At 51.8% G+C, this 17558-nt stretch carries 19 protein-coding genes; 5 read left to right on the forward strand and 14 right to left on the reverse strand.

What is annotated here, in order from left to right; translation table 11 throughout:
* Nucleotides 1-19 precede the first annotated feature (19 nt).
* From K0335_RS06690 to ppiA, 3 genes are all read right to left on the reverse strand, one after another.
* Entirely contained in the window at nucleotides 20-622 is a 603-nt protein-coding gene (locus K0335_RS06690; protein ID WP_001280648.1) for a putative adenosine monophosphate-protein transferase Fic, read from the reverse strand.
* Nucleotides 612-779, reverse strand: coding sequence for a YhfG family protein (locus tag K0335_RS06695; RefSeq protein WP_000736860.1), 168 nt, complete (start codon nucleotides 777-779; stop codon nucleotides 612-614). Before K0335_RS06695 ends, K0335_RS06690 begins: the two co-directional genes overlap by 11 nt.
* A 104-nt stretch (nucleotides 780-883) precedes the next feature.
* Entirely contained in the window at nucleotides 884-1456 is a 573-nt protein-coding gene (gene ppiA, locus K0335_RS06700) for a peptidylprolyl isomerase A (protein WP_000920477.1), read from the reverse strand.
* Between the two features lie 388 nt (nucleotides 1457-1844).
* Between ppiA and nirB the strand changes: the two genes are divergently transcribed.
* The 5 genes from nirB (at nucleotide 1845) to K0335_RS06725 (ending at nucleotide 7453) form a co-directional block, all read left to right on the forward strand.
* The gene (gene nirB / locus K0335_RS06705) at nucleotides 1845-4388 is read left to right on the forward strand and encodes an NADPH-nitrite reductase large subunit (RefSeq protein ID WP_104920387.1); all 2544 of its coding nucleotides are present in this window, start codon (nucleotides 1845-1847) and stop codon (nucleotides 4386-4388) included.
* Nucleotides 4385-4711 (forward strand): nitrite reductase small subunit NirD, encoded by a 327-nt coding sequence (nirD, locus tag K0335_RS06710; RefSeq protein WP_000084764.1) that lies wholly within the window; start codon nucleotides 4385-4387, stop codon nucleotides 4709-4711. Before nirB ends, nirD begins: the two co-directional genes overlap by 4 nt.
* Before the next feature lie 126 nt (nucleotides 4712-4837).
* On the forward strand, nucleotides 4838-5644 hold the full coding sequence (nirC, locus tag K0335_RS06715) for a nitrite transporter NirC (RefSeq protein WP_104920388.1): 807 nt from the start codon (nucleotides 4838-4840) through the stop codon (nucleotides 5642-5644).
* Between the two features lie 18 nt (nucleotides 5645-5662).
* A complete protein-coding gene (gene cysG / locus K0335_RS06720; protein WP_000349871.1) occupies nucleotides 5663-7036 on the forward strand; it encodes a siroheme synthase CysG in 1374 nt (457 codons plus the stop codon).
* A gap of 249 nt (nucleotides 7037-7285) precedes the next feature.
* Complete coding sequence (locus tag K0335_RS06725) at nucleotides 7286-7453, forward strand: YhfL family protein (RefSeq protein WP_001058671.1); 168 nt, start codon at nucleotides 7286-7288, stop codon at nucleotides 7451-7453.
* A gap of 106 nt (nucleotides 7454-7559) precedes the next feature.
* Here the strand turns inward: K0335_RS06725 and K0335_RS06730 are convergent, their stop codons facing one another.
* The 11 genes from K0335_RS06730 to rpe all read right to left on the reverse strand — a co-directional run bounded on the left by K0335_RS06730 (nucleotide 7560) and on the right by rpe (nucleotide 17555).
* On the reverse strand, nucleotides 7560-8645 hold the full coding sequence (locus tag K0335_RS06730; RefSeq protein ID WP_000847203.1) for an aminotransferase class I/II-fold pyridoxal phosphate-dependent enzyme: 1086 nt from the start codon (nucleotides 8643-8645) through the stop codon (nucleotides 7560-7562).
* An 11-nt stretch (nucleotides 8646-8656) separates the two neighbouring features.
* The gene (locus K0335_RS06735; protein WP_000366879.1) at nucleotides 8657-9961 is read right to left on the reverse strand and encodes a YhfT family protein; all 1305 of its coding nucleotides are present in this window, start codon (nucleotides 9959-9961) and stop codon (nucleotides 8657-8659) included.
* Nucleotides 9962-9972: 11 nt separating this feature from the next.
* Nucleotides 9973-10326: a DUF2620 domain-containing protein gene (locus tag K0335_RS06740; RefSeq protein WP_097765074.1), complete on the reverse strand. Its 354-nt coding sequence runs from the start codon at nucleotides 10324-10326 to the stop codon at nucleotides 9973-9975.
* A gap of 10 nt (nucleotides 10327-10336) precedes the next feature.
* Nucleotides 10337-11215 carry a phosphotriesterase-related protein gene (locus tag K0335_RS06745; protein ID WP_000006976.1) on the reverse strand — a complete coding sequence of 293 codons (879 nt, stop codon included), beginning with the start codon at nucleotides 11213-11215 and terminating at the stop codon, nucleotides 10337-10339.
* A complete protein-coding gene (locus K0335_RS06750) occupies nucleotides 11212-12438 on the reverse strand; it encodes a phosphopentomutase (protein ID WP_000090640.1) in 1227 nt (408 codons plus the stop codon). The genes K0335_RS06745 and K0335_RS06750 overlap by 4 nt, the downstream gene beginning before the upstream one ends.
* On the reverse strand, nucleotides 12438-13601 hold the full coding sequence (locus K0335_RS06755; RefSeq protein WP_160193736.1) for a YhfX family PLP-dependent enzyme: 1164 nt from the start codon (nucleotides 13599-13601) through the stop codon (nucleotides 12438-12440). Before K0335_RS06755 ends, K0335_RS06750 begins: the two co-directional genes overlap by 1 nt.
* A gap of 83 nt (nucleotides 13602-13684) precedes the next feature.
* Entirely contained in the window at nucleotides 13685-14047 is a 363-nt protein-coding gene (locus K0335_RS06760) for a hypothetical protein (RefSeq protein ID WP_002431760.1), read from the reverse strand.
* Nucleotides 14048-14063: 16 nt separating this feature from the next.
* The gene (gene yhfZ / locus K0335_RS06765; protein WP_104920392.1) at nucleotides 14064-14969 is read right to left on the reverse strand and encodes a GntR family transcriptional regulator YhfZ; all 906 of its coding nucleotides are present in this window, start codon (nucleotides 14967-14969) and stop codon (nucleotides 14064-14066) included.
* A gap of 160 nt (nucleotides 14970-15129) precedes the next feature.
* Complete coding sequence (gene trpS, locus K0335_RS06770) at nucleotides 15130-16134, reverse strand: tryptophan--tRNA ligase (protein WP_000165543.1); 1005 nt, start codon at nucleotides 16132-16134, stop codon at nucleotides 15130-15132.
* Nucleotides 16127-16885 carry a phosphoglycolate phosphatase gene (gene gph, locus K0335_RS06775; RefSeq protein ID WP_001031720.1) on the reverse strand — a complete coding sequence of 253 codons (759 nt, stop codon included), beginning with the start codon at nucleotides 16883-16885 and terminating at the stop codon, nucleotides 16127-16129. The genes trpS and gph overlap by 8 nt, the downstream gene beginning before the upstream one ends.
* Nucleotides 16878-17555: a ribulose-phosphate 3-epimerase gene (rpe, locus tag K0335_RS06780; protein WP_000816279.1), complete on the reverse strand. Its 678-nt coding sequence runs from the start codon at nucleotides 17553-17555 to the stop codon at nucleotides 16878-16880. Before rpe ends, gph begins: the two co-directional genes overlap by 8 nt.
* Between the last annotated feature and the right edge of the window lie 3 nt (nucleotides 17556-17558).

Raw genomic sequence — 17558 nt, forward strand, 5'->3', positions numbered from 1 at the left:
ACGAAAGAACCGCGCTATTTTACTCAGATTCCCCGGCTTCGCTTACCACTTTGCTAAATATCATCTGCAGCGCGGTGAGATCCCCCATTGCCCCACTCTGATTTGCCTGATTCCAGGCCTCTTTTTCAATACCCTGCCAGCTCAGTTGATAACCAGCATGAATCGCCAGTTGCTCGAAGAAGATCCGCTGTGCCAGACCACTTCCCGCCCGGAAGGGATGCAGGACGTTGATTTCACAATAGTAGTGTGCCAGCCGCTCGACGAACTTCGTTTTCTCCAGGCCAACCAGATACCCTTCTTCCTCCAGATCCTGCATCAGGGCATTGCCCTCTTTTTCGATATAAGCAAAGTGGCAGAACGGCGTATCACCCTGATAAATATCAACTTCACGCAATTGCCCCGCCCAGTCGAAAATATCCTGATACAGCTGGCGATGGATAGTGCGCAAATGCGGTAAACCGCGCACCAGCGGACCAAGCTCAATGGTCGCAGCACGCAACGCCGTCATTTCGTAAGCGGCCTGTTCCAGCCGCTGCTGCTGGCGGATATTCAGCCGGTTACGCATGATATCAAGGCCAGGATAAAGATACGGATCGCGCCCTTCGCCGAATTTATCGCTCATAGTGCCTCCTCAGCTCTTCAAGGCGCGCTAAAGCCTCTGCGGCAGTAAGAGTAACTAAAGGCATCTCGACGCCTTCAAGACGGCGACTGGCCTGGAAATTACGATTACGCTGAAGCTCCCAGAGACGGGACTTTTGCTTATCGGTGAGTTTCTTCACTTGATGCCTCCCTGAACGTGTCCATTTGCCACAAGTATAAGCGGCAAATCCGGGTTACGCCGGGAGAGCAGAAGCGCGGGCAAGATTGCCCGCGCGAGAAATCATTACGGCAGGACTTTAGCGGAAAGGATAACTACCGGTTTTGACGGCACATTCTGGTACGGACCAACATCATGAGTCGGCACCTGGGAAATCTTATCGGCAACGTCCATGCCTTTCACCACTTTACCAAATACCGCGTAACCGAAATCACGCTGACCATGGTCAAGGAAGGCGTTATCGGCAACGTTGATAAAGAACTGGCTGGTGGCGCTGTCTTTGTCAGCGGTACGCGCCATCGCGATGGTGCCACGCGTGTTGCGCAGGCCGTTATCGGCTTCATTTTTGATTGGCGGGTTTGGTTTTTTCTGCTGCATCTGCTCGGTGAAACCGCCGCCCTGAATCATAAAGCCAGGAATGACGCGGTGAAAGGTGGTGTTGTTATAAAAACCACTGTTCACATAATCGACAAAGTTTTGCACTGACACTGGCGCTTTCTGGCTATTAAGCTCCAGTTCAATGTCACCGGCGGAGGTCGTTAATAAAACGTGCGGATCTCCTTTCGCTGCCAATGCTGCGGGTGAGAGAGCAGAAAGAGCGAAAACAGCTGCAACAGCCGCCAGGGTCGATTTAAGCATGAGATTTCCTTAACTAGAGCAGAAATAAAGCAAGTGAAGTGATTCTAAATAGCCTTCAAGTACAAGGCCATCCCTTTACCTAATTTTACGTATCTGAAACAAATGTAACGCTGGCAGGCGTGCTTTATGTGATCTGCATCACTTTATGCTGTTCAATGATGAAGAAATCCCCATTCTACGAAGTTTTGATAGCAAAACAGGAAACTCTCTGTTCTGCCTGTTTTTTATACACAGGCGAAATGTCAGACAATTCCACGACTTAAGAAAATTTATACAAATCAGCAATATACCCCTTAAGGAGTATATAAAGGTGAATTTGATTTACATCAATAAGTGGGGTTGCTGAATCGTTAAGGTAGGCAGTAATAAAAAAGAAATCGAGGCAAAAATGAGCAAAGTCAGACTCGCAATTATCGGTAACGGTATGGTCGGCCATCGCTTTATCGAAGATCTTCTTGATAAATCTGATGCGGCCAACTTTGATATTACCGTTTTCTGTGAAGAACCGCGCATCGCTTATGACCGCGTACACCTCTCGTCTTACTTCTCTCACCACACCGCCGAAGAGCTGTCGCTGGTGCGCGAAGGCTTCTACGAGAAACACGGCATCAAAGTTCTGGTCGGCGAACGCGCTATCACCATCAACCGTCAGGAGAAGGTGATTCACTCCAGCGCCGGGCGTACCGTTTTTTATGACAAGCTAATCATGGCGACCGGTTCCTACCCGTGGATCCCGCCAATCAAAGGTTCTGATACTCAGGACTGCTTTGTCTATCGCACCATTGAAGACCTCAACGCCATTGAATCCTGCGCCCGTCGCAGTAAGCGCGGTGCCGTTGTTGGCGGCGGCCTGTTAGGTCTTGAAGCCGCTGGCGCGCTGAAAAACTTAGGCATTGAAACCCACGTTATCGAATTTGCCCCTATGCTGATGGCGGAACAGCTTGATCAGATGGGCGGCGAGCAGCTGCGTCGCAAAATCGAAAGTATGGGCGTGCGCGTTCACACCAGCAAAAACACCCTTGAGATTGTGCAGGAAGGTGTTGAAGCGCGTAAAACCATGCGTTTTGCCGACGGCAGCGAACTGGAAGTCGACTTTATCGTCTTCTCTACCGGTATCCGTCCTCGCGATAAGCTGGCAACCCAGTGTGGTCTGGACGTTGCTCCTCGTGGGGGTATCGTCATTAATGATTCCTGCCAGACTTCCGATCCAGATATCTACGCCATCGGTGAATGCGCAAGCTGGAACAACCGTGTATTTGGTCTGGTAGCACCTGGCTACAAAATGGCGCAGGTCGCCGTTGACCATATTCTCGGTAGCGAAAACGCCTTTGAAGGTGCTGACCTTAGCGCCAAGCTGAAACTGCTGGGCGTAGACGTAGGCGGTATTGGCGATGCTCACGGTCGCACGCCTGGCGCACGTAGCTACGTTTACCTCGACGAAAGTAAAGAGATCTACAAACGCCTGATTGTCAGCGAAGACAACAAAACCCTGCTCGGTGCAGTACTGGTGGGTGATACCAGCGACTACGGTAACCTGCTGCAACTGGTGCTGAACGCAATCGAACTGCCGGAAAACCCGGATTCCCTGATCCTGCCGGCGCACTCAGGTAGCGGCAAGCCGTCTATCGGTGTTGATAAACTGCCGGACAGCGCGCAAATCTGCTCCTGCTTCGACGTCACCAAAGGCGATCTGATTGCTGCCATCAACAAAGGCTGCCACACCGTTGCGGCGCTGAAAGCCGAAACTAAAGCGGGTACTGGCTGCGGTGGCTGTATCCCGCTGGTCACTCAGGTATTGAACGCGGAACTGGCAAAACAGGGTATCGAGGTTAACAATAACCTGTGCGAACACTTTGCTTATTCGCGTCAGGAACTGTTCCATTTGATCCGCGTTGAAGGCATTAAAACCTTCGAAGAACTGCTGGCGAAACACGGTAAAGGCTACGGTTGTGAGGTTTGTAAACCAACCGTCGGTTCACTGCTGGCCTCCTGCTGGAACGAATACATTCTGAAGCCGGAACATACTCCGCTACAGGATTCTAACGACAACTTCCTCGCGAACATCCAGAAAGACGGCACCTACTCGGTGATCCCGCGTTCTCCGGGTGGTGAAATCACACCAGAAGGGCTGATGGCAGTGGGTCGTATCGCGCGTGAATTTAATCTCTACACCAAAATCACCGGCTCCCAGCGTCTGGCGATGTTTGGCGCACAGAAAGACGATCTGCCGGAGATCTGGCGTCAGCTGATTGAAGCAGGTTTCGAAACCGGTCATGCCTATGCGAAAGCACTGCGTATGGCGAAAACCTGCGTGGGTAGCACCTGGTGCCGCTACGGCGTTGGCGACAGCGTCGGCCTCGGCGTGGAACTGGAAAACCGCTACAAAGGCATCCGTACGCCGCACAAAATGAAGTTCGGTGTCTCCGGCTGTACCCGTGAATGTTCAGAAGCGCAAGGTAAAGATGTGGGTATTATCGCCACTGAAAAAGGCTGGAACCTGTACGTTTGCGGTAACGGCGGCATGAAACCGCGTCATGCGGATCTGCTGGCAGCGGATATCGATCGCGAAACACTGATCAAATATCTTGACCGCTTCATGATGTTCTACATCCGTACTGCCGAAAAGCTGACGCGTACCGCACCGTGGTTAGAAAACCTCGAAGGCGGCATTGATTACCTGAAAGCGGTGATCATTGACGACAAACTGGGGCTGAACGCACATCTGGAAGAAGAGATGGCGCGCCTGCGTGAAGCGGTAGTGTGTGAGTGGACTGAAACGGTCAATACGCCGTCTGCGCAGACTCGCTTCAAACACTTCATCAACAGCGATAAGCGTGACCCGAACGTGCAGATGGTGCCAGAGCGCGAACAGCACCGTCCGGCAACGCCGTATGAACGTATCCCGGTAACTCTGGTGGAGGACAACGCATGAGCCAGTGGAAAGACATCTGCAAAATTGATGACATCCTGCCTGAAACCGGCGTCTGCGCGCTGTTAGGTGACGAGCAGGTAGCGATTTTCCGCCCGTATCACAGCGACCAGGTGTTTGCGATCAGCAACATCGATCCGTTCTTCGAATCCAGCGTGCTGTCACGCGGGCTGATTGCGGAACACCAGGGCGAGCTGTGGGTCGCCAGTCCGCTGAAAAAACAGCGTTTTCGCTTAAGCGACGGTTTATGCATGGAAGATGAACAGTTTTCCGTCAAGCATTACGAGGCACGAGTGAAAGACGGCGTGGTACAGCTACGCGGTTAATTGTTTTAACGGGAGGCGCAATGCCTCCCCTTTTTGCATTGTCCTGTAATGACCTTAAGTATATTGCAGGACATTTTTTAAACTTTTTGTTTTATTTTTTGTTTTTATTTTTTAAAGGATAATCAAATGTTTACAGACACTATTAATAAGTGTGCGGCTAACGCTGCGCGCATTGCACGCCTGTCGGCAAATAACCCGCTCGGCTTCTGGGTAAGCTCCGCGATGGCGGGCGCGTATGTGGGGCTGGGGATCATCCTGATTTTCACGCTCGGTAATTTGCTCGATCCGTCCGTACGTCCTCTGGTGATGGGCGCGACCTTTGGTATCGCCTTAACACTGGTCATTATCGCCGGTTCTGAACTGTTCACCGGACACACCATGTTCCTCACCTTTGGGGTGAAAGCGGGCACCATTAGCCACGGGCAAATGTGGGCAATCCTGCCGCAAACCTGGCTGGGTAACCTGGTCGGTTCCGTCTTTGTTGCCATGCTTTATTGCTGGGGCGGTGGTAGCCTTTTGCCAGTAGATACCAGTATTGTTCACTCCGTCGCGCTGGCTAAAACCACCGCACCGGCAATGGTACTGTTCTTCAAAGGCGCATTGTGTAACTGGCTGGTTTGTCTGGCAATCTGGATGGCACTGCGTACTGAAGGCGCGGCGAAATTTATCGCAATCTGGTGGTGTCTGCTGGCGTTTATTGCGTCCGGTTACGAGCACTCCATCGCTAACATGACGCTGTTCGCGCTCTCATGGTTCGGCAACCACAGCGAAGCCTACACGCTGGCGGGTATTGGTCATAACCTGCTGTGGGTGACGCTGGGTAATACTTTATCGGGTGCCGTATTCATGGGATTGGGTTATTGGTATGCTACGCCGAAAGCTAATCGTCCGGTTGCGGACAAATTTAATCAAACTGAAACGGCTGCCGGTTAATTATTAAGGGGTTTTTACGTGGATCATTTGCCTATATTTTGCCAATTACGCGACCGCGACTGTTTGATTGTCGGCGGTGGTGATGTCGCGGAACGCAAAGCAAGGTTGCTGTTAGACGCAGGTGCTCGCTTAACGGTGAATGCATTAGCGTTTATTCCACAGTTCACCGCATGGGCAGATGCAGGCATGTTAACCCTCGTCGAAGGGCCATTTGATGAAAGCCTTCTCGACACCTGCTGGCTGGCAATTGCGGCGACGGATGATGACGCGCTTAATCAGCGCGTCAGCGAAGCCGCCGAATCTCGTCGTATCTTCTGTAACGTGGTCGATGCGCCGAAAGCCGCCAGCTTCATTATGCCGTCGATTATCGACCGCTCACCGCTCATGGTAGCGGTCTCCTCTGGCGGTACCTCTCCGGTCCTGGCGCGACTGTTACGCGAAAAACTTGAATCACTGCTGCCGCTGCATCTCGGCCAGGTGGCAAAATATGCGGGGCAGTTACGCGGTCGGGTCAAACAACAATTCGCCACGATGGGTGAACGTCGCCGTTTCTGGGAAAAACTGTTCGTTAATGATCGCCTGGCGCAGTCGCTGGCGAACAACGATCAGAAAGCCATTACCGAAACGACCGAACAGTTAATCAATGAACCGCTCGATCATCGCGGTGAAGTGGTGCTGGTTGGCGCAGGTCCTGGCGATGCCGGTCTGCTGACGCTGAAAGGTCTGCAACAAATTCAGCAGGCTGATGTGGTGGTCTACGACCGTCTGGTTTCTGACGATATTATGAATCTGGTACGCCGCGATGCGGATCGTGTCTTCGTCGGTAAACGCGCGGGATATCACTGCGTACCGCAGGAAGAGATTAACCAGATCCTGCTGCGGGAAGCGCAAAAAGGTAAACGCGTGGTGCGTCTGAAAGGCGGCGATCCGTTTATTTTTGGCCGTGGTGGCGAAGAGCTGGAAATACTGTGCAATGCGGGTATTCCGTTCTCAGTGGTTCCGGGTATTACCGCAGCGTCTGGTTGCTCTGCCTATTCGGGCATTCCCCTCACGCATCGCGATTATGCCCAGAGCGTGCGCTTAATTACCGGACACTTAAAAACCGGTGGCGAGCTGGACTGGGAAAATCTGGCGGCAGAAAAGCAGACATTGGTGTTCTATATGGGGTTGAATCAGGCCTCGACTATTCAGCAAAAGCTGATTGAACACGGTATGCCTGGCGAAATGCCGGTGGCGATTGTCGAAAACGGTACGGCAGTAACGCAACGCGTGATTGACGGTACGCTCACGCAACTGGGCGAGCTGGCGCAGCAAATGAACAGCCCCTCATTAATTATTATTGGTCGGGTCGTTGGCCTGCGCGATAAATTGAACTGGTTCTCTAACCATTAATTTAACCAGGGCCAGAGAATTCTGGCCTTTTCGTTTACAACTTTCTTTATACATTCAGCAAATAAAAAACAACTAATTAACAAATATCATTTGTTTTTGACCCGCTATATTTATCGTTACAGCGACTTACAAAATTAAGTCATTCAGTAACTGGCGCCAATTAAATAATCCTGTATCGTTCTTAATGAGCAGTCTGTTATATTCATATAATCAATGAATATTAATCTATATAATACATAGGGAATGTTAATGAACAATTTTATTAAAGTTACACTGGTAGGTGCAGTACTGGCTACGTTAACTGCATGTACTGGTCATATTGAAAACCGTGATAAGAACTGCTCTTACGACTACCTGCTACATCCGGCAATTTCTATTTCTAAAATCATTGGCGGTTGCGGTCCTACTGCACAGTAATTCATTGACAGAAATAGGTTAATGTCGATTTAATTGCCTGACGCCCTCGGGATTACCCGAGGGCGTATTTGTTTCTGAGTTCTTTTCGAAAACATCGTTCTCAAGATTAAATACTGGCAATACTCTCACGCAAAATCCGCAATACCGTCTCTTCACCGCTGCGATTCGGATTAATGCGAATCGCGCAATGTTCGAGTTGTGGATTCGCCTGCCGAAACGTCCCGGAAAGTCGATAAAAAAGTGGCGGGATTTCATATTTCGACTCTGCGCCGACCGGGTAAGGCAACGCGCCGCGCTTTTGCGCCTCTTCAAGCACTCTGGCGGCAATCGGCTGATGAAACTCCACAATCAACACCTTCGACTGCGCATTAGCAATAACGGCGCTTTTAACTTCCGCCACCGCTCCACCGTTAAGTAAAGCCAGCAACCGTTCAGACACCCCCGCCTGCACCGCGTGCATCACTGGCGCAAACACCAGACCTCGCAATACTTCCAACGCCTGCGCGCCCTGAATCTGGCTGCCGCCAGAGTAAAGCGTAGCGCGAATACGGTTGATAACATCGGCATCGCCTACCACCGCGCCAACACCCTCTGGCCCAAACAGCTTGAAGCAGGAAAATGTCGAGACATTTGCCCCGCATTCGCAGCCAATTCGCGCCACCTTCATCACCGCATAGTTGTCATCGGTTAAGGCTGGAACACCTGCAGCGCGCAGCGTTGCCAGCACATCTGCCAGTACATAGCTGTCCTGCGGCTGCTGGCGCGTATGCTGCACCAGCGCGGCATCTGGTTGTTGCTCTTCAATGGCCTGTTTAAGCGCCGACAGGTTGTTGAAATCAGCAGTAATAAGCGTCAGCCCCATCTGCTCAATAATGACCTGAGTCGTCGGGTAAACAGGCGCGTCATGCACCAGAAGACGCTGCCCCGGTTTGAGCAAAGCTGCCAGCGCCGCACGGATCGCGCCAGTACCCGCCCCCTGCACCAGCGCAGCCGCTTGCGCATGAAACGCATCAGCCAGCACCTGCTCCACCCGTTGGGTAATACGCGGTTGATTCAGCCCTGGGGTTAACCCCAAATCACCGCTGGTAAGAAACTCGCTGCCGGGAAAATGACGGCAAATCGTATCCACCAACGCAAACTGCTTTTGCTGCGCTTCAATAAGCGTCAGGCTTTGCAAAGGAAACGTCTTCATAGGTGCCTTCTTTAAGCCGGAACGAACAGACCAAGCCAGTAAAGAACATTCAGCAGGATGCCAGTGATCATTACTGCTACGACCGGTGCCGCCATTTTCTGTACCGGACGGCCCAGAGATTCGTTGAGGAAATAAATGGCAACCGCGATAGAGAATCCGGTATAACCCGCCATTTTAATTGCTGCGAAAATCGAACCGACCAGCAACGCCACTTCCATCAGCATATTCATGGCGTTACGGATGTTATCCGACGCATTACGCACCGATGGGTAGCGTCCCAGCCATTTGCCGATCGAACGAAGTAACAGGACTTCCGCCGAAATAACCACTGCACCTAATACCGCTGCAATCATCGGATTCGGCGAGAGATAGCCCACCGCATAAACAAAGGTAAAGCCCGCAACTGCATACACACCTGTTGCTAACGCGGTGGTGGCAATCAACGGCACAAAACCCAGCCCGCGCATAAATTCCGCCAGCGCCGCCTGGTTGATCAGCGTTTGTGATTGTTCCGGCGTTACACCTGCGGAGTACGCTTTTTCCAGGGTGAAGATCGACACTTCACTACCAGCAAAAATCTTCATGCTGGCAACGGCGGCAATCAGCGCCCCTACGATGGCGATATACGGTAAGTTTTTAATAATCCTGGACGTGCGTTCTTCAAACACCGACATACCGCTGGCATCGATATCATTTTCATCACGATGACGCAGGTCGTGAGTAATCGCGATCCCCAGCAGCATCACCATGCCAATAAAGATTTCGATGGATTCCGGGTTAAGATGCGGGAAAAAGCGTACCACCACCACACGGGTCATCAACACTACCACGGCGGCGATCAGACTTTGCTTCCAGCCAAACTGGTAGAAAATCGCCACCAGAGGGAACAGTGCAAAAGCTGAAACCACCGGCGAGCTTAATTCTCCCAGGCTACCTAATACATCCACCGGCAGCGCGGTCAGCAGCTGGTTTACCGGCAGCAGGCAGGTGAGGATCAGTACGCCCCAGAGTGCACCAAGGCCAAACGCCATCAGGCTGTTTATCGCCAGGACACCGAGGATATCGGTAGGAAGAAAGAGTAACCATGCGTTGAGCAACCCGGTTTTCAGGGTAAAAGAGATCCCCACCGAGGCCACAAAACCAATGCTCAGACCAAAAGCGATACTCCCCGCCTCGCGACGGTTCATATAGCCTTCAATCAGTTGCGGCAGGATCGGGCGGATGCCGTCATGAAAAACAGCCGCCGAGCGATGCGCCAGAAGCGATGTCATACCCGTCAGGCACGCCACCACGATAATCTGAATATACAGATCCATAGTCGTGCCTTTTATTTCAGATGGTTAATCAGCATCGGAATCGCGTGTTCGACGTGCTCAACGGAAAGCCCAAACGCCACTTTCCCTTCGGCGATCATTTTGGCGATATGCTCGTCTTTCGCTTTAATGCCCGGCTTGGCAATGGTGCAACTTTTGTTATAGTCAATCACCGCGATGGCAATCGACAATGCCGCGCCCGCACCGGTATTACACGCACCGATGTAATAATCCAGTTGCCCGGATTTCACTTTCATTGCCGCTTCCATGTCGTTATGAATGAAAACTTCAAAACAGCCAGGAGCCGTCGCTTCAATGGTTTTTTTAATCTGCTCACGCTGTAAGCCTGCAACGCCAATCTTTTTCATTAGTCTGTCCTTATTGGAAAAATTGAGAGGGATTTTCACGTAACATCACATCCACATCGGCCTGACTGAATCCTGACTGGCGCAATTGCGGAATAAAGGTGGTTAATAAAAAGTCATAGCCATAACCACCGTTGGCTTTTAAATGGGAGCGGCGCGTAATATCCATCGACAGCATGACGCGGTTCAGCAATCCACGGTCACGTAGCGTGCGGAGCATCGCAATGCGCTTTTCGTCAGGGTAGTAACTGTTCTTGCCGATGGTGTCGAACTGCACATACGCGCCCAGATCGATCATCTTCAAAATGTTGTTGAGGTTGTCTTTCAGATCGCAGTGCCCGACGGTGACACGCGAAAGATCAACTCCGTGGGCTTGCAGTAGCGCCAGTTGTTCCAGCCCCATAGTGCTAAAAGAGGTATGTGTGGAGATGGGGCATCCGGTCTGGTTATGTGCCAGCGCGGCGGCAATAAACACCTTTTCTTCCAGCGGCGTAATCTTTCCTTCGCTGGAGCCGATCTCCGCGATAATCCCGGCTTTCAATGCCGTGCCATCGATACCCTGCTCAATTTCATCGACCATCTCTTGCGCCAGTTCCTGCACGCTGCGGGTCGCCACATGTTCGGGGAAAAACGCGTCCTGGTAATAACCGGTACAGGCCACCACGTTGATCCCGGTTTCGCGCATTACATCGAGCATAAATTGCGCATTGCGCCCCATGTAGCGGTTGGTCATCTCAATCACATTACGAACGCCCTGGGCCATCAGGTCGTTCATCTCCTGGCAAATGAACGCATACTGATCAAGGCGGCAGTCCACGTTGTTTTTAAAGCCGGAGAGATCAATATGCAGATGCTCATGGGCCAGGGTGTAGCCCGTTGGATCAAAACTCATAGGGTGTCTCCTGCAAACCGGAGGAAGGAAAGAAAAGAGCGACCATTTTGTGGCGGTGGCGCACGGAAAAATTCACACACGGTAGCCCCCACATCAGAAAGCGTGGGGCGCACACCGAGCTGCGTGGCGACCAGCCCTTGCTGATAAACCAGCACCGGCACCACTTCGCGGGTATGGTGGCTGTGACCGATTGTCGGATCGTTACCGTGATCCGCCATCACGACCAGGTAATCATCTGGCTGCATCGCCTCAACAAGCCGGGCAAGGTTACGGTCAACGACCTGCAAACGTTCGGCATAACGTGCGACGTCTTCTGCGTGACCAGCGAGGTCGGTTTCCTGGATATTGGTGCAAATAAACGCCGTCGGATGCGTGTTAAATTCGTCGAGGGTGACATCCATAATCCGCTGGCTATCCACCAAGTTTTGCCAGCTCACGCCATAAGGATTGCTGACGATATCTGCCACCTTACCCACCAGCACCGTGGGCACGCCCACTTGATGCAGTTGGTGCGGCACCTGCACTTTTTCATCGACGCCATAGCCCATATGTACGACCTGAAAGCCATTGTCATAAGCGCCAGAACGCGGCGCATTGATGCCAATAAAGCGCCCTTCTTTACTTTCAGCCGCATCGAGAATGCGCTGGCTGTCGGTTAACAGGCCGCCAAATGTAATGACCCGACCGACCTGGACCTGCTCACGCACGATACGACCAATTTTGATTGCGTCGTCAAAAGAGATCACAGAGAGATTGGCGGTAATGTTATAGACCTGGCCTAAATCCGCCTCGAGATTATCGCCAATCGCAACCGCCTGATTGACCCACAGAAATTGCAACTCTTCGCCACGGCGCTCAACCCGCCAGCCAGCGGTGACTAATGCCTGCTCAACACGGTCAATCACATCGCGAAAGGGCATCCGCAGCGGCGGTAACGGGCGCGTGCCTAAAATTTCCTGATGCCCCATAAAGGTATCGCCACCTTCATGTTGCAGCTCTGCCACACCCCAGGTTGCGGAGTCTGACGGCTGCATATCGCCAGGCGCATAACCTAATGCGTTGATTAGCCCCATTTTCTCCAGCGTTGGTAGCTGCAAATGCGGCAACTGGCTCAGGATGTGACCACAGGTATTCGCCCCGGCATCCTGCGGACGCACCAACGTGACATCTTTCATTGCCCCTACGCCAAAGCTATCAATCACTAACACCACAAATCGCGCCATTACGCCCCCAGAGAGTTTCCAAGACTGTCATAACGACCAACGATTTCCGGTTCGCCACGGTGAATACCGGACACCAGCACCACATCGCTACGGGTGACAAAAATCTGCGTGCGAAAACAGAGCACCACTGCACTGCTCACCGGATACTCGCCTGCCAGCGGCAGGGTGTAGTCGATACTGCTGTCATCCACAGTTTTGATATTGGTTTCAGTAATCTTTTGATTTTCTGGCGTAAACACCAGCGCATGTTGCGCGTGACCACGACGGTAATAACCGCCGCCGTAGCAGTAGCTGTCGCCACGGAAATGGTGGGAGATTTCACTTAGCCAAAGCATGGCGATACGTTCAGGTTGGTCGCCCTGCTGGTTTGCCGGAATCGTCCCCGTCAGTGCATGGCCGGGTTCGGCATGAGTCACACCGTATTCCGCCAGTAATGGCAGCGAAGTGCAGCTGGTCGCTGAAGGCGCGTTTAATTGCTCAAGTACAACTCCAGACTTCAGAAGTTGGTTACGAGCATTGACCAGCGTCTGGAGGTTCGGTGTTGGCAAAACTTTCCCGGCAGCCTCATCCCATAGCAGGCAAGGGAAATGGGTTAATCCGGCTAAATGTAACCCCGGTAGTTTCTGGATTTCAGCAACCACCTCATGCAGCGAATGCTGTGCAAAACCGCTCTCCTGCCCCGGATAAAGAAAATCATCGTCGCTATAAACTTTGAGCAGCACAGGCTGGACCCGCCCGGCCGTCACCGCTGCCGCAGAAACTTCCCGCGCTTTGTCGAGTGTAAACACGGTGATGACGTCGGTGCCCTGTTCAACGGCGTCAGCAACCTGATGACAAGGGATTTGTACCAGATGCCCCTGATGCGCCACCGGTAAACCTGTGCGGCGCATGATTCGTGCCTCTTTGTAATCCACCGCCACAATGCCGCTGTAGCCCAGCGCCAGCAGTTTTTCTGCCAGCCACGGATTACGACCGAACTGTTTGGTCATCAGATACAGTTCAATACCGTAAAGCCCTGCCGTCTCAATCAGCCGCTTACCGTTTTCCAGTACCTGATCGACGTCGATTACCCAACTGTCCGGGGCGATCTTGCCCTGTTGCCACAAACTGAGTGCGGCGGAAATCAGTGCCGGGTTCTGGCGTTTCAATGCTTCTACAAACATCTTGTTGCCTCGTTTCTGTTCCTTGAATTAAATATTCATTTTTTTGAATATTTAAGATACGCGACGTGGATTTGCCGGGAGATTCAGACCTCTTCGTTAGCGGCCATCCATAATCCATAAAGGTTGGCCAGCAAATAGCCTTCTTCACACGGGTTAACTTCCAGTGCGAATTCCTTCAACAACACCTGATGCAATTGTAAAATGGCTGACCAGTGGCTGGATTGCGCCAGCTCTGCCAGCAATTCGTTATCCAGCGGCTCTATTTCTTCACCACGGCGACTGCGCATCAGTGCGCTCGCCATATGTGTCATCGCCATCATTCCTTGCTCGCTGCGCACCGGTAGATGGCACTCTGTTTCCAGTACGTTGACGACCTGCAACATGCCTTTGCAGATGTCCTTATCAATAACGCCTGCCTCACAAAGCAGGTTGAGTCTGGTTTCCATTTCAGATGCCTTTCGTTTAATAACTGGGTTCCTGTTCCCCACTGACTACTCGCTGTTGATGAGCAAGCAGGGCATGTTTATCAACAACTGCACGCAGCAGTTGTTGCATCGGGTAATCATCGACTCGCGTCAAAACCACGGCTTCGGTGGCCTGTAAAAATCGCGGATCGTCTGTGAGCGGCGTCGCTTCTAATCCCAGCATGGTCAGTTCGTTTTCTGCCACCACGTTCCAGATAACAGCATCAACATCGCCTTTAACAATGCGTTGTAAACTCTCGTGATAAGAGAGATCGACTCGTTCCACATCACTATCGCCAAAAAAGACATCGGTCATAATTTTCTGATCCGCCGAACGGTTATCCAGCCCCACGCGCTTCACGTTTGCGGACTCGCCTTTACGGCAAATCAACTGGTGCTCGCCAACGTAGGTATGCGGCCCCAACTCCAGCGCGAGGCATAGCCCTTTTTGTGTGAGATAACTTTCCGCCGCCAGTCGGGAAACCACCGCCATGTCATACACGCCATTAAGCAGACACTCCACGCGAATATCCGCGCCACGCATATGCGCATAGTAAAAAGGAATACTATCAAACTGGGCTTTCAATCCGCTCGCCAGGCCTTCGTACAAACGGGTATAGGGCAAGGGCATCGCGCACACCACATTGTTGATATCCACATGACTCAGCAGCGCTTTGTTATCCATTTCCACCAGATAACTGCCATTACGCCCACGGCGTTCTATCCGTATCGCTCCGCTTGATTCCAGCGTTTTCAACGCGGCCTGTGTCAGACCAACCGATGAATGGCATTCAGTTGCCAGTTCATCTATGGTTTTCAGTCGATTACCGCACTTTTCACCTAACAGATAACGAGCCAGAGTCGTGATGACGACGCCTTCTTTTTTGATAAACGTTCGACGCATAGTAAATTTTCAATAAAGTGAATATTTATATCTTCATTAAATTGAAGATAAGTGGCAACTATGAGATATGGAAACGGCGAGGCGCTTCACATTTTTGCGGATTATTGCAAAAAGAGGATAAAAAAACCGGGTTTCCCCGGTTTTTGGCATTAATGTTAAATTACGGCTTCGCCACGAATCCAATCGCTTCGTACACCGCTTTTAGCGTACGGGAAGCGTGTGCGCTGGCTTTTTCTGCGCCATCTTTCATCACCTGTTGCAGGAAGGCTTCGTCATTGCGGAAACGGTGATAGCGTTCCTGCAATTCAGTCAGCATACCGGAAACGGCATCAGCCACTTCGCCTTTCAGATGACCATACATCTTGCCTTCGAACTGTTTTTCCAGTTCCGGGATACTCTGGCCAGTTACCGCAGAAAGAATATCCAGCAGGTTGGAAACGCCCGCTTTATTCTGCACATCGTAGCGAACTACCGGCGGCTCGTCGGAGTCAGTGACCGCGCGTTTGATTTTCTTCACTACCGATTTCGGATCTTCCAGCAGGCCGATAACGTTATTGCGGTTATCGTCAGACTTGGACATCTTCTTGGTCGGCTCCAGCAGCGACATTACGCGCGCGCCAGATTTCGGAATAAACGGCTCCGGTACTTTAAAAATATCGCCATACAGCGCGTTGAAACGCTGGGCGATATCGCGGCTCAGTTCCAGGTGCTGTTTCTGGTCTTCACCCACCGGCACCAGGTTGGTTTGATACAGTAGGATATCCGCCGCCATCAGCACCGGATAGTCAAACAGACCCGCGTTGATGTTCTCGGCATAACGCGCAGATTTATCTTTAAACTGCGTCATGCGGCTCAGTTCGCCGAAGTAGGTATAGCAGTTCAGTGCCCAGCCTAACTGCGCATGTTCCGGCACGTGGGACTGAACAAAAATGGTGCTTTTCTCAGGATCGATACCACAAGCCAGATACAAGGCCAGCGTATCCAGCGTCGCTTTACGCAGCTTCTGTGCATCCTGGCGCACGGTGATCGCGTGTTGGTCAACGATACAGTAAATGCAATGGTAGTCATCCTGCATGTTTACCCACTGACGCAGCGCACCCATGTAGTTACCAATGGTCAATTCACCTGAGGGCTGTGCGCCACTAAAAACGATGGGCTTAGTCATTTTTCGATTCCTGATTTTCGCTATGCGGAAGCCCTAATGCGGGCAGAAGGTCATTGATAGACTGATAAATTACATCAGGCTGGCTAAGATCGATAGCCTCGCCGTAGTTATATCCATAGGTTAAACCAACAGAAGGGCAACCAGCTGCTTTTGCTGCCTGAATATCATTGCGTGAGTCGCCAACAAACAGCATCTGTTGTGGGGCAATGCCCATTCGTTCAGCCACCAGTAATAGCGGGTCCGGGTGCGGCTTTTTGTTTTGCACATCATCGCCACCGATCACCACGCTGAAATATTTGGCGATATCTAAGGCTTCGAGCAGCGGCGCAACAAACGGCGTCGGTTTGTTGGTAACCAGACCTAGCGGCAGGCCTTTAGCCTGCAATGCGCCCAGCGTATCGGCAACGTGCGGGAACAAAAACGTCCCCTCTTCGGCAACCTCGCCATAGTAGCGATCGAACAGTTTACGCAGAATACGTACCTGTTCTTCTGCCGGAATATCGTCATCAACGGGCGGTTTACCCATTGTTTTACGCAGAGTCGCACGTTCCTGACGCGCCCAGGTCAATGCACGCTCCATCAGAACATCTGCGCCATTACCAATCCAGGTAATAACACGCTCTTCACCTGCGACGGGCAACTCCAGCGCATACAGCGCCATATCTACCGCAGCAGCCAGACCAGGAGCACTGTCGACCAGCGTACCATCGAGATCAAAAGCGACGCCGCGAATATCTTCAAACTTATTCATGACTTACCTTTGCCAGTTCACTGCGCATATCATCAATGACCTTTTTGTAGTCTGGCTGATCGAAAATGGCCGAACCAGCGACGAACATATCGGCACCTGCCGCAGCGATTTCGCCAATGTTGTTCACCTTCACGCCGCCGTCCACTTCCAGTCGAATGTCGAAGCCAGACTCGTCGATACGACGACGTACTTCGCGCAGTTTATCCAGTGTTTGAGGAATGAAAGACTGACCGCCGAAACCAGGGTTGACGGACATCAGCAGGATCACATCCAGCTTATCCATCACGTAATCCAGATAGCTCAGCGGTGTCGCCGGGTTAAATACCAGCCCCGCTTTACAGCCATTTTCTTTAATCAGTTGTAGCGTGCGGTCAACATGCTCGGAGGCTTCTGGATGAAAGGTAATGATGCTGGCACCAGCGGCAGCGAAATCTGGCACAATGCGATCGACCGGTTTCACCATCAGATGCACATCAATAGGGGCAGTAATGCCATAATTACGCAGAGATTTCAGCACCATCGGTCCAATCGTCAGATTGGGAACATAGTGGTTATCCATGACGTCAAAATGCACGACATCTGCACCCGCCGCCAGGGCTTTTGCGGTATCTTCACCCAGGCGGGCAAAATCCGCCGACAGAATTGAGGGGGCAATCAAATACTGTTTCATCCG

Source organism: Escherichia sp. GZ89, assembly GCF_019366485.1.
Lineage (GTDB): Bacteria > Pseudomonadota > Gammaproteobacteria > Enterobacterales > Enterobacteriaceae > Escherichia > Escherichia fergusonii.